This window comes from Agromyces aureus (assembly GCF_001660485.1).
Taxonomy (GTDB): domain Bacteria; phylum Actinomycetota; class Actinomycetes; order Actinomycetales; family Microbacteriaceae; genus Agromyces; species Agromyces aureus.
This window is the reverse complement of sequence record NZ_CP013979.1, coordinates 1,786,427-1,798,770: the sequence shown is the minus strand read 5'-3', so window position 1 is coordinate 1,798,770 and position 12,344 is coordinate 1,786,427. Positions and strand designations below refer to the sequence as shown.

Below are 12,344 nucleotides of genomic sequence, written 5' to 3'. Positions count from 1 at the left end.
ATGACCGACCACCGCTCCTCCGGCGGCGACCTGCACCGACTGCTCGACGAGGCCTTCGTCGACATCGAGGTCACGCCCGAGATCCAAGACCTGAAAGAGGAGATCCGCGGCAACCTGCTCGCACGCATGGGCGAGCTCGAGGCATCCGGACTCTCCCAGCCCGATGCCGCCCGCCGGGCCATCGCCGAACTCGGCGACGTGCGCGAGCTCGTCGACCTCGACACCGACGACCGTCGAGCGGATGCCGCGCGCGGCCCGGTCGCGGCCGGCTCCGCCGCTCGGGGCGCCGCTGCCAGCCGCACCGAGTCGGCGGCCGCCGCCGCGATCCGCAACCACGTTCGACCGAACCCCGCGTTCGTCGTGCGCACCGTCGTGCTCTCGATCATCGGCGGCGCCGCGCTCGTGCTCCTCGTGCTCGGCCTCACGCCCCTGCTCGCGTTCGGCGCGGGCGTGCCCGTCGCCCTCGCCGCGGTGTTCGGGCTCGCGCTCGGCGCGGTCACGGCCGACGCGCTGAGCCAGGAGACCACGACGAACCACCGCATGCCCGCCGGCCGCGCGATCGGGTACGGCGCGGCCACGGGCCTGCTGCTCGCAGGTCTCGCGTTCACGCCCGTCGTGATCGTGCACCTCGACCTCGCCTGGCTCGTGCTCGCCGGCGCGGCCGTCATCGGCTCGATCGGCGCCCTCAGCTACCTCGGCGCCACGCAGACCAACCGGCACAAGCCATGGGTCGTGCAGCAGCACCGCCAGGCGGCGACCATCGGCGACCGCTTCGAAAAGGACCCCGCCGCCGGCGCCCGGTTCGGCATCTACACGGCCGTCATCTGGACCGTCGCGTTCGTCGCGATCCCGATCATCGGCTTCACGGCCGGCTGGGTCTGGGCGCCGCTCGCCTTCGTCGGCGGGTTCGTGGTCATGATGCTCGTGCTCGCCCGCATGCTCTTCGGCGCCAAGGCCGAGAAGACCGACTGAGTCGGCCGAACGCCCGCACGCGGCATCCGCTCGCTTCATCGCCTCTCTCGACGAAGGCCGAGCGGATGTCGCGTTCGCCCGTTTCGGGGCCCCTCTCCACACCCGACGTGACGGGGCGCCGCGCTTGGGTATGCTCGCTCCACCGCATTCCGCGAGCCCGACGAGGAGCCCATGACCACCCTGCGCGCCGATGCGTCTGCACGACTCGAGGCCGTCTCGCGGCGCGACCTCGTCATCGACCTGGCGCGCGTCGCGTGCATCCTGCTGGTGGTGGTCATCCACCTGCTCATGATCGGGGTGGGCTACTCCCCCGACGGCGAGCTCGTCGTCTCCCGACCGCTCGAGGCCCAGCCGTGGTTCGCCGCAGCCACCTGGGTCGGGCAGATCATGCCGCTCTTCTTCGCCGCGGGCGGATTCACGGCGCTCACCGCGTGGCGCAGCCTCCGGCGCAAGGGCGGCGACCGCACCGACTTCGTGCGCGGGCGCGTGCTGCGACTCGCCGCACCCGCCCTGCCGCTCTTCGTGTTCTTCGCCGTGGTGCTCGGCGGCGCGACGATCGCGGGCGTCGACCCCGCACTCCTCGACACCGTCGCGACGGGCACCGGCAGCCCACTCTGGTTCCTCGCCGCGTTCCTGCTCGCGCAGTGCGCGGTGCCGTGGATGGTCGCCCTCCACGACCGGGCGCCTCGCGCCACCCTGGCCCTGCTCGCGATCGCCGCCGTCGCCGTCGACGCGCTCCGCATCGCGACCGGCATCGATGAGATCGGGCTGCTGAACCTCGCGTTCGTCTGGCTCTTCGTGCAGCAGCTCGGGTTCTGGTACGCCGACGGATGGTTCCGCACGCGGCATCCGCTCACCCTCGTCACGCTCGTGGTCGCCGCCTACGCCCTCATCTGGGTGGTCGTCTCGGCGGAGTGGTACTCGCCCGACATGCTGACGAACCTGAACCCGCCGACCGTGCCGCTGATGCTGCTCGGCATCGCGCAGATCAGCCTGCTCACGCTGCTGCACCGGCCGCTCGCCGCGCTCATGCGCACGCGCCCGGCGCAGGCCGTGGTCTACCTCGTCGGCAGCCGCGCGATGACCGTGTACCTCTGGCACCTGCCGGTTATCATCATCGTCGAGGGCGCCTCGCTGCTCATCCCGGGCGCCGCGCCCGAACCCGGCAGCGCCGTGTGGTGGGCGACGCGGCCGATCGCGTTCGTCGTGGTGCTCGGCGTCGTGTTCGCGATCGCACCCCTGCTGCTGCGCTTCGAGCAGGTGCCGACGACGATCCCCGATGGGCGTCGCCGCCCTGGCTCCGCGGCCATCGCGATCGCAGCCGTGCTCGCGTTCGTGCCGCCGTTCCTCGTGCTCGAGTCCTTCCTCGACCTCCGGATCGCCGTCACCGGAGTCGTGCTGCTCTCGCTGTCCCTGTGGCTGCTGCGGGCCCGGCGACTTGCGCCCGCCTAGACTGAACGGGCACTCGCGGGAGTGGTGAAATCGGCAGACACGCAGGATTTAGGTTCCTGTGCCTTCGGGCGTGAGGGTTCAAGTCCCTCCTTCCGCACTGACACTGACACTGACCGACGACGCTCACCAGGGGATGCGGCACTCCACGAGCATCTGGAGATCGCACGCCGGCTCGCGCATGAACCAGGCGACCGCGTACATCGCGATGAACGCCACGACGAGCGCGAAGACCACGTACCACTCCGGCTCCTGCATCGACGGATGCGCCGGCGGGCCGATCATGAATCCGAGCGCGGGCAGCATGCACGTCGTCACGAGCGACATCACCATGAACGCGCCCGCGCTCTCCGGTGCGTTCACGTCGGTGTGCAGCCACCCGGTCATCAGGATCAGCGCGACGAACGGCGGCACGCTGACCCTCCACCCGACCACGGAGAACGGACGGTACCCGAGGGCGGCGAACCCCCAGAACGCCGCTTGCAGGATCGTGACGATGATGCTGAGCTTCGCGAGCAGCACCCACCAACTCGGCCACGTGACGAAGGCGACGACGGTGATCACCGCACCGATGATCGACGTGATGAGCGCCGGGTGTCGCGCGGTCTTCCTCGCCTTCGGGTCGCGGGGTCGGGTGAGGGTGTCGGCGACGGAGGCCGGGAGCCCGTAGTGGTCGTGGCGGTCATCGGGTGTGCTCACCGACGTGTTCCCCTCTGTGCGGATGCGGCGCGCGATCGGCACCGTGCAGATCAGGCCGGTGCAGCTCACCCCTGTGCAGCTCACCCCTGTGCTGATCGGCACGATGCGCGTCTACGGGGTGCTGCCCGGCGCGGTGATGGTCGGCCCGGTGCGCCGCTCGGGCACCTGCCCCGGCCTCGGCCGGTTCGCCGATCCGCATCTCGAAGCCCGCATCGTCGGCCGTCGTCTTGACGGGGCCGACGAGCCGGAACGAGTCCCAGGCGGTCTGGTCGACGTCGCGGACCTGGATTCCGGCGACGTCGATGCGGATGGACACCGTCTTCTGCGCGTGCTCGAGCACCGTGACGTTGATCTCGAACGGCACGCGCTCCGCCTGACGTGCGTGGCCTCGGAGGAGCCACAGCCCGACCAGGAGTCCGTCGCGCTGGTCGTGGTCGAGCTGGGTGGCGTGGGCGCCCTCGTCATTGACGGTGACGAACTTCGACAGGTAGTCGGACTGCTCGACGGCGTACTTCAGCCACGTCTCGTTGCGGCCCTCGATGAGTCGGCGCCGAAGCGCTGAACCGATCTCCTCGGCTCGGGCCGACGTCGCCGCATCGAGGTGCTCTCCCCAGGCGACCTGGTCCAGCACCTGTTCGGCGTCCCGGTCGAGCCGGGCGATGGCCTCCACCTCGCCCTCGTCGACCAGCGGTCCCGTGATCGCCGTCTTCCTGGCCCGGGCGAGGGCGAGCTCGTGGTCGACGATCCGCCGGAAGCCGCGCACGGCGACGGTGGCGAGCACGACTGGAAGGATGGTCGCGCCCGCGGAGCCGAATCCCGTGAACATCTCGAAGCCGGCGGTCGCCGACTCGGTGAGTGCCGCGGCGAACTGGGCCACGGCGATGACGGATGCCGCGACGATCGGTCCTGTCACCGGGCGTTGCGCGGCGACGACCATGAGCAGCGCCCCGCAGGCGGGAGCGACCGTCGGATGGGCGTGGGCGCCGAGCTGGCCCCAGGTCGCCTGGATGTCGAGGGCCGCCGCACTGCAGAGGCCCACCATCACGATGACCAGCACCCAATCGGGGATCCGCCCGTCGACGCGGACCGCGGTCACGGCCACGAGGGCGAACACCGCGGCGAACGCAACCCACGCCGGCCATGGTCCCGCACCGGCCGGGAACCGGTCGTGCAGGGTGACGGCCTCGACGAAGTGCCCGCCGATGAGCACGGTCGCTGCGACCAGTGCACCGATCGCGACGCGGCGGCCGCCTTGGGCCGCCTGGACGACGTCGTGGATCCTGCGCTGCGGCCGCGGCGCTCTCGTGATCGTCATTTCGGGACCTCGAGCATGACGGTCGTCCCGGCGCCGGGCGAGGAGAAGACCCGGACCTTGCCGCCGACGGACTCGAGCCGGCCGACGATGGACTCGGTGAACCCGAGACGGCCGGCTTCGATGGCCCCCGGGTCGAACCCTGCGCCCTGATCGGTGACCATCGCCCTGACCGCGTTGTCGTCGGCGGTGACGGTGACGTCGGCGTCGATGACCCCGGAATGCCGGCGGACGTTCTCGAGGCACTCACCGACGGCACCGAGCAGCGCGTCGATCCGGTCGGACGCGAGCAGGAGCCGGCCCTCGCCGTGCCAATTCACGTTCAGTCCGAGGCCCGCGAACCGGTGCCTGACGGATTCGAACGTCGTGCCGAGCTCGAACTCCTCCTGCGGGGGCGCCGCGAACCGGGTGCCGTCGTGGTCGGCGATGCCGGTGAGGCGCAGGTTCCTCAGCATCCGGGAGTCGATGTTCGCCTGCGTGCGCAAGGTCTCCTGGTCGACCCCGCGTCCGCCGTGGGCGACGAGGCTGAGGGTCGCGAGCACCGTGTCGTGCAGGAGCCTCGCGTCCTGGCGCTTCCGGGTGGCGATGACGGATGCCGCGTGCTCCACGTCGTACGCGGCATCGACGTCGGCGAACCGCTCGACCGTGCGATCCATGGCCACCGAGATCCACAACCCGGCCGTGACGGCTGCGGCCCATCCGACGGTGGCGGTGATCATCAGGTACAGGTCTCCGCCGCCGACGACCGAGGCGTAGCCGACCGCGGCGAGTGCGGCGACCAGTCCGATGGCCATGTCGCGCACGCCCCGGCGTCTGGGGATCAGGAGGATGGACGTCGCCGGTGCGGTCACGGATGCGCAGATCGCGATTCCGAGCTCGTTGGCCGCGTCGATGCCGGGAGCCGAGGCGATGACGACGGCTGCAGCCGAAGCCACGGCTGCGGCGATTCCGGTCAGGCGCAGCCCGGTTCGGATGAACAGGACCACGAGCACGAGTACGACCGCGGAGAGGGTGGCGAGCGAGGCCTTCTCGATGCCGGTCAGCGACTCGGCGAACACGAACGCGGCTGCCATGCCGGTCGTCCCGATGACGCCTGCGATCAGCGTGAGCCGTCCGAGCAGCCGGTCGCGGGCTGCGAGGAGCCGGGCTGCGGAATCGGACGGCTCGCCGGACGGCGTGTCCGCCGTGCGGTCGGATGCGGCGTCCACCGGAGCGAGCGCCACGTTCCTCCTCGGGTCGTCTCGGGATCAGCACCACGAGGCGCCGAATCACCGGCGATTGTAGATCGGCCGCAACCGGATCGAAAATCGGCTGTGGGCTGGGCGAACGTGGTCTGCGCGGTCGATCCGCGGCCCTGACCGCGGAGCGGGGCGCGACGGCGCAACGGCGCGACACGTCATCGCGTCACGACGGCGACCGGCGTGCGCCGAGCACGGCGCGTGCCGACGAGCTCAGCGCGCCGAGTGGATGATCCGCGAGAGCGCCCAGCCGAGCGCCGAGACCAGCGGGGTGGCCACGACGATGAGCGCGATCGGGTTCGCCCGGAACCGCGGGCCGTCGGGACCCTCGACGTAGGCGCCGATCGGCACCGCGTACCCGCCACCGCCGCCGCCGCTGCCCTCGCCGCGCCCGGCCGGGCCCTTGCCGTCTTCGGGAGATTCGCCCGATCCCTCGCCGCCGCCGAAGCCGAAGCCGACGAGCGCGACGGGCACGAACTCGCGGCCGTTCAACGTCGTCTTCTCGCCGTAGGCCACCTTCGCACCCCAGGAGGGCACGGCTTCTGCAAGTCTCTCGGTGATGTTCGTCATGGCTCGACGCTACGCGGCCACGGGGTTCGCCGTCACCCCCCGAATCGCTGCCGCGTCACCCCGCGTCCCCCGAGTCAGCCGACGACGGGCGGCTGCGAGGCGGTCGGGCGCAGGCGAGTCAGCCGCTCACGCCCTTGGCGGGCCGGCCAGGATGCGTGCCCTGGCGTGCGCCTCGACCCGCTCGGCCGGCACGCTCCAGTCGGCCTCGAGCCACCAGGTGGCACCGGCCTCGACCCAAGGGCGCACGACCGCGGCATCCGCCTCGGGGTCGAGACCCGCGGTCGCTCCCTCCTGCACGACGTCGAACGGCTGGTCGGCGAGGCCGAGCCGTTCGCGCTCGACGCGGAGCCACCCGACGGCCTCGGCCGCGACCTCTGGCGTGAAGCCGGGCGACCCCGGAGCGAGCTCGGCGCCGGGCGGCGCGAAGTTCGGCAGCCAGCCGTCGTACCGGGCGACCCGGCGCATCGACTTCGGTGCGGGCCAGACGCCGACGACCCAGATGGGGATTCGCGGCTGCTGCACGGCGGGCGGCGGCAGCAGGCTCTCGGCACGCGTCACCCGATAGTGCTCACCCTCGTGCTCGAACGCCTCGGCGCGCCAGAACTGCTCGAGCAGGCCGAGCGACTCGTCGAGCAGCTCGGCGCGCTCACGACGGCCCGGATCGGATTCGAACAGCCAGAAGCGCGGTTCCACCGCTTCGGGCACACCGAGCCCCGCCGAGAGGATCACGCGCCCCTTCGACAACCGGTCGACCGTCATGGTCTGGCTCGCGAGCTCCCAGGGCCGACGCCGCGGCACGGGCGTGAGCATGGTGCCGAGCCGGATGCTCGACGTCTGCATGGCCGCCGCGGCGAGCGTCGCCCACGGATCGGTGGCCCAGATGCCCTCCCACACGAAGAACCCGTGCCAGCCGTTCGCCTCGGCGAGCGTGGCGAGTTCGACCGCGAGCTCGGGATCGTCGCCCGTGTAGATGAAGCCGTATCGCATGCGTCGACCGTAACCGCGGCCCCCGACATCTCCTCGTGACCTTCGGCATGTAAGGTGAGCCTTACCTGTTTGCCGTACGAAGGACGCGTCCGATGACCATCGCTCCCCCCGCCGAGCCCGTGGCCGCCACCGAGCCCCTCGATGTCGCCGCCCTCGTGCGCGCCGCCACCGCAGAAGACCACCGGAACGCCGAGTCCCGCGGCTTCATCACCCGACTCATGGGCGGCGAGCTCTCGCTCGACGACTACACGCGTTACCTCGCCCAGTTCGCCTGGGTCTACGAGGCGCTCGAGGAGCGCGGCAGCCGCGAGGGCGACGGCGAGGTCTTCGACCCGAAGCTCGCGCGCCTCGCCGCGATCGAGTCCGACCTCGCCGCGCTCGGCGCCGCCGACTGGCGCGAGACCCATCCCGCGCTCCCCGCGACGGCCGAGTACGCCGCGCACCTCCGCGCGATCTCCGACGACGACGTGCGCTACCTGGCGCACCACTACACGCGCTACCTCGGCGACCTCTCGGGCGGCCAGGCGATCTCCGCGCTCGTGGCCCGTCACTACGGCGCGACCCCCGAACAGCTGAGCTTCTACGACTTCGACCTCGGCGCCGAGGGTCCCGTGCGCTACAAGCGCCGGTACCGCGAGGCGATGAACGCGCTCGCACTGCAGCCCGGCCAGGTCGACGTGCTCGTCGACGAGGCCAAGGCCTCCTTCCGCCTCAACGGCGCGATCTTCGAGGCACTCGCGGCCTAGTCCACGCCCCGCCGTCGCACCCGCGCCCGAGACGCGGCGCGTCCGCGACTCCACCGGCGCCGCGGCATCCGTTCACCCGATCGGAGGCCGCGGCGCCGAGGTCGTCTGCCCCCTCGGTTGGAGTCGACTCATCCCCCGGGATGATTTCGGGGTTCTCCCCCAGTCGGGCCGGGCATCGCATCGGTAGACTGCATCGACACCACGCCGCACGAGCCGGAGCACCACCGCGTCTCGCCGCCGACAGGAGCATCCCTCGTGATCCACACCGCCCTCATCCCATGGCTCGACCCCGAGACCATCATCGGCGGCGCCGGCCCGTGGGCCCTGCTCGTGGTGTGCGGCATCATCTTCGCCGAGACCGGGCTGCTGGTCGGCTTCCTGCTCCCCGGCGACACCCTGCTCGTCATCTCGGGCCTGCTCTCGCACCCGCTGGGCGACTCGGAGCACGGCGTGTTCGGCATCTCGGTGTGGTGGGTCTCGCTGCTCATCGGACTCGCCGCGTTCGTCGGCGGCGAGGTCGGCTACTACATCGGCCACAAGGCCGGGCCATCGATCTTCGAGCGCAAGGAATCCGGCCTCTTCAGCGTCAAGAACGTCGAGCGCACGAACGCGTTCTTCGAGCGGTTCGGCGGCCTCGCCGTCATCCTGGCGCGCTTCGTGCCGATCGTGCGCACCTTCACGCCGATCGCCGCGGGCGTCGGCCACATGCACAAGGGCAAGTACACGCTGTACAACCTCATCGGTGCCATCCTCTGGGGCTTCGGGCTCACGATGTTCGGCTACGGCATCGGCTTCATTCCGCCGGTCGCCGACTTCGTGAAGTCCTACATCGACCTGATCCTGCTCGCCGCGGTCGGCGGCACCGCGATCATCACGCTGTGGCACTACCTGCGCGAGCGCTCGAAGGCGAAGAAGGCCGAGCGGGCCGGCGAAGACGTCATCACCGACGAAGACGAGGCCGAGCATCTCGTGCTCGACCCCGAGGTCTTCGAGCGCGGGCCGGAAGACCACAAGCGCTGACCCGGCGCGTCCGGCGCATCCGGTGACGGATGCCGCGGGCTACCGGTGCGTGCCCTGCTCCTGGTCTGCACGGCCGGCGGGTTCGAGCTGGAACGTGGAGTGCTCGACGTCGAAGTGCGCGGTGAGGCATCCGCCCAGCTCGTCGAGGAGTTCGCCCGTGCGGCCGGAGGCGAACACGTCGGCTTCGACCTCGACGTGCGCCGAGAACACGGGCTGCCCCGACGTGATCTGCCACACGTGCACGTCGTGCACGGCGACCACGCCGGGCGTGCGCAGGATGTGCTCTCGGATCTCCGCGACATCCGTGTCGACCGGTGCCGACTCGAGGAGCACGTGCATGACGTCGCGCAGCAGCGAGATCGCGCGGGGCACGATGAGCACCGCGATGCCGATCGAGGCGATCGCGTCGGCCGCGTCCCACCCGGTCGCGAGGATCACGATCGCCGCGATGATCACCATGACCGAACCGATGGTGTCGCCGAGCACCTCGAGGTACGCGCCGCGAAGGTTGATCGAGTCCTTCGCGCCGCCGCGGAGCACGAGCATGGCGGCGATGTTCGCGGCGAGTCCGAGCACCGCGATGACGAGCATCGTGCCGCCCTGCACCTCGTGGGCCTCGCCCTCGGCGCCCGACACGAGCCGCCCGATGGCGCCGATCGTGACCGTCACCGCCACGACGATGAGGATGACGCCGTTGATGAGCGCACCCAGCACCTCGGCGCGGCGGTAGCCGTAGGTCTGCCGGTCGGTCGCGGGGCGGGCCGCGACGAAGGCCGCGACGAGCGCGACGACGAGGCCGATGAGGTCGCTCGTCATGTGCCCGGCGTCGGCGAGCAGCGCGAGCGAGCCGCTGAGGAGGGCGCCCACGACCTGCACGACGACGAAGGCGCCGATGATCGCGATCGCGATCCAGAGTCTGGTGCGATTCGCGGTCGCCGCGTGGTCGTGGGAGTGATCGTGTGCCATGTCGCTTCCAGCGTAGGTCGCGCGCACCGAGGATCAGGCCGATCCCGCCCAATCAGGAATGAGTCGCGTTCTCAGCAGGATGACGACCGCCCGCGACCCGCGCCCGGGCGCCGGGCGCGGACTAGGCCGACGTGGCGACGCGCGCGGCGACGCGCTCGAGCTCGGGCAGCAGGTCGATGAAGGCGAGCGCACGGTGGCTGCGCGCGTTCTTCTCTTCCGGCCGCAGTTCGGCCGCCGTGATCTCGTGTCCGTCGGGCTCGAAGATCGGGTCGTACCCGAACCCGTGGGATCCGCGCGGCTCGTACGCGAGCGTGCCGCGCCAACGGCCCTCGGCGACGAACTCGGATCCGCCGGCGAGCAGTGCGTCGGGCACGACGAGCGCGATCGTGCAGCGGAACTCCGCTCCGCGGTTCGGCCGGGCGAAGTCGGACATCTGGTCGAGCAGCAGTCGACGGTTCGCCTCGTCGCTCGCCGTGTGGCCCGCCCAGCGCGCCGAGAGGATGCCGGGGGCTTCGCCCAGCACGTCGACCACGATGCCGGAGTCGTCGGCGAGCGCGATGCGTCCGGTATGCGCGGCCGCGGCGCGGGCCTTGATGAGCGCGTTCTCGGCGAACGTCACGCCGTCTTCGACGGGCTCGGGGCCGTCGTAGGACACGACGGCGGCGTGCGGCATCCGCTCGCCGATGATGCGCTGGAACTCGGCGACCTTGTGCGCGTTGTGGGTCGCGAGGACGATCTCGAGGCTCATGCGTTCGCCCGAGCCTCGGCCAGCACGGCCTTCTGGATCTCGGTGAGCGACGCGGTGCCGCCGAGCGCCAGGTCGAGCAGCGCGTCGAGCTCGCGACGGTCGAACGGCGCACCCTCGGCCGTACCCTGCACCTCGACGAAGAGGCCGCGACCGGTCGCGACGACGTTCATGTCGGTCTCGGCGCGCGAGTCCTCGGTGTACGCGAGGTCGAGCATGGGCGTGCCGGCGACGATGCCGACCGAGATCGCCGCGACCGAGTCGATGAGCGGCTGCGCCTTCTGGCCGATGAACTTCTTGCCGCGGGCCCACTCGATGGCGTCGGCCATGGCCACGTAGGCGCCCGTGATCGCCGCAGTGCGCGTGCCGCCGTCGGCCTGGAGCACGTCGCAGTCGATCTGGATCGTGTTCTCGCCGAGGCCCTTCATGTCGACGACGGCCCGCAGGCTGCGGCCGATCAGGCGGCTGATCTCGTGCGTGCGCCCGCCGATGCGGCCCTTGACGGCCTCGCGGTCGTTGCGCGTGTTCGTGGCGCGCGGCAGCATCGCGTACTCGGCCGTGACCCAGCCCTTGCCGCTGCCGGACATCCAGCGCGGCACGCCGTTCGTGAAGCTCGCCGTGCAGAGCACCTTGGTGCGCCCGAACGAGATGAGCGCGCTGCCCTCGGCGTGCTCGCTCCAGCCGCGCTCGATGCTCACCTGGCGGAGGTCGTCGGGTGCGCGCCCGTCGGCGCGGACGATCTGGTTCTCGGATGCCTCGGTCATGCGTTCTCCTGTCGAAGTCTGACGTGATCTGGAAGGGTGACGGCGCCGGTCTGCACGAGTTCGACGCTCGGGATCTCGGGCGCGATGAGCCGGTGCGCGAGGTCGAGGAACGCGCTCGTCGAGCCGCCCGTCGCCTCGTAGCGGTAGGTCGGCGGCATGGCCGACCTACGCTCGGTGCCGGTGCTCACGAGCACGCGATACACGTCGTTCGCGGTCTCGACGTCGCTCGAGACGAGCGAGACGCGCTCGCCCATGACGTACGAGATCGCGCCCTTGAGGAACGGGTAGTGCGTGCAGCCGAGCACGAGCGTGTCGACGTCGGCCGCCCGCAGCGGCGCGAGGTACTCCTCGGCGACGGCGAGCAGCTCGTCGCCGCTCGTGACGCCGGCCTCGACGAACTCGACGAAGCGCGGGCACGCGACCGTGTGCAGGTCGAGGTGCGGGGCCGCGGCGAACGCGTCGTCGTACGCGCGCGACGAGATCGTGCCTGCCGTGCCGATGACACCCACGCGCCCGTTGCGAGTCGTCGCGACCGCGCGACGCACGGCCGGCTGGATCACCTCGACCACGGGCACGTCGTAGCGCTCGCGCGCATCGCGCAGCATGGCGGCGGATGCCGTGTTGCAGGCGATGACGAGCATCTTCACGCCCTGCGCGACGAGGTCGTCGAGCACCGCGAGCGCGTAGCCGCGCACGTCGGCGATGCGCTTGGGCCCATAGGGCGAGTGCTCGAGATCACCGATGTAGAGGATCGACTCGTTCGGCAGCTGGTCCTTCACGGCTCGGGCGACCGTGAGCCCGCCAACGCCGGAGTCGAAGATCCCGATCGGTGCATCCGTCACGAGAGACCAGCCTAGGCGAGTCCGTCGTTCGGCG

At 71.1% G+C, this 12,344-nt stretch carries 13 protein-coding genes and 1 tRNA gene; 5 read left to right on the top strand and 9 right to left on the bottom strand.

The genetic code is table 11. The features are described 5' to 3' along the window. The 3 genes from ATC03_RS07760 to ATC03_RS07750 all read left to right on the top strand — a co-directional run bounded on the left by ATC03_RS07760 (position 1) and on the right by ATC03_RS07750 (position 2,521). Complete coding sequence (locus ATC03_RS07760; protein ID WP_067875212.1) at positions 1–972, top strand: permease prefix domain 1-containing protein; 972 nt, start codon at positions 1–3, stop codon at positions 970–972. A gap of 171 nt (positions 973–1,143) precedes the next feature. Beyond that, complete coding sequence (locus ATC03_RS07755; protein ID WP_067875209.1) at positions 1,144–2,424, top strand: acyltransferase family protein; 1,281 nt, start codon at positions 1,144–1,146, stop codon at positions 2,422–2,424. A gap of 15 nt (positions 2,425–2,439) precedes the next feature. After that, a tRNA-Leu gene (locus ATC03_RS07750) sits at positions 2,440–2,521 on the top strand. Between the two features lie 26 nt (positions 2,522–2,547). On the opposite strand, the gene ATC03_RS07745 is transcribed toward ATC03_RS07750, so the two are convergent. The 5 genes from ATC03_RS07745 to ATC03_RS07725 form a co-directional block, all read right to left on the bottom strand. Continuing rightward, entirely contained in the window at positions 2,548–3,120 is a 573-nt protein-coding gene (locus ATC03_RS07745; RefSeq protein ID WP_067875206.1) for a hypothetical protein, read from the bottom strand. Beyond that, positions 3,104–4,435, bottom strand: coding sequence for a hypothetical protein (locus ATC03_RS07740; RefSeq protein WP_067875203.1), 1,332 nt, complete (start codon positions 4,433–4,435; stop codon positions 3,104–3,106). The genes ATC03_RS07745 and ATC03_RS07740 overlap by 17 nt, the downstream gene beginning before the upstream one ends. After that, the gene (locus ATC03_RS07735) at positions 4,432–5,655 is read right to left on the bottom strand and encodes a sensor histidine kinase (protein WP_152030895.1); all 1,224 of its coding nucleotides are present in this window, start codon (positions 5,653–5,655) and stop codon (positions 4,432–4,434) included. Before ATC03_RS07735 ends, ATC03_RS07740 begins: the two co-directional genes overlap by 4 nt. A gap of 228 nt (positions 5,656–5,883) precedes the next feature. Further along, on the bottom strand, positions 5,884–6,240 hold the full coding sequence (locus tag ATC03_RS07730) for a hypothetical protein (RefSeq protein WP_067875200.1): 357 nt from the start codon (positions 6,238–6,240) through the stop codon (positions 5,884–5,886). Between the two features lie 126 nt (positions 6,241–6,366). Continuing rightward, positions 6,367–7,227 carry an LLM class flavin-dependent oxidoreductase gene (locus ATC03_RS07725; RefSeq protein WP_067875197.1) on the bottom strand — a complete coding sequence of 287 codons (861 nt, stop codon included), beginning with the start codon at positions 7,225–7,227 and terminating at the stop codon, positions 6,367–6,369. 92 nt (positions 7,228–7,319) lie between these two features. Here ATC03_RS07725 and ATC03_RS07720 point away from each other — a divergent pair, with 92 nt between their 5' ends. Together ATC03_RS07720 and ATC03_RS07715 are read left to right on the top strand one after the other, a co-directional pair. After that, positions 7,320–7,973, top strand: coding sequence for a biliverdin-producing heme oxygenase (locus ATC03_RS07720; RefSeq protein ID WP_084003376.1), 654 nt, complete (start codon positions 7,320–7,322; stop codon positions 7,971–7,973). 255 nt (positions 7,974–8,228) lie between these two features. After that, positions 8,229–8,993, top strand: coding sequence for a DedA family protein (locus ATC03_RS07715; protein ID WP_067875196.1), 765 nt, complete (start codon positions 8,229–8,231; stop codon positions 8,991–8,993). Positions 8,994–9,032: 39 nt separating this feature from the next. On the opposite strand, the gene ATC03_RS07710 is transcribed toward ATC03_RS07715, so the two are convergent. The 4 genes from ATC03_RS07710 to murI form a co-directional block, all read right to left on the bottom strand. Beyond that, complete coding sequence (locus ATC03_RS07710; RefSeq protein ID WP_067875193.1) at positions 9,033–9,959, bottom strand: cation diffusion facilitator family transporter; 927 nt, start codon at positions 9,957–9,959, stop codon at positions 9,033–9,035. A gap of 121 nt (positions 9,960–10,080) precedes the next feature. Then, a complete protein-coding gene (gene rdgB, locus ATC03_RS07705; protein WP_067875190.1) occupies positions 10,081–10,707 on the bottom strand; it encodes an RdgB/HAM1 family non-canonical purine NTP pyrophosphatase in 627 nt (208 codons plus the stop codon). Then, entirely contained in the window at positions 10,704–11,468 is a 765-nt protein-coding gene (gene rph, locus ATC03_RS07700; protein WP_067875187.1) for a ribonuclease PH, read from the bottom strand. Before rph ends, rdgB begins: the two co-directional genes overlap by 4 nt. Further along, positions 11,465–12,310, bottom strand: a complete 846-nt coding sequence (murI, locus tag ATC03_RS07695; RefSeq protein ID WP_067875184.1) for a glutamate racemase — start codon at positions 12,308–12,310, stop codon at positions 11,465–11,467. The genes rph and murI overlap by 4 nt, the downstream gene beginning before the upstream one ends. Positions 12,311–12,344 lie beyond the last annotated feature (34 nt).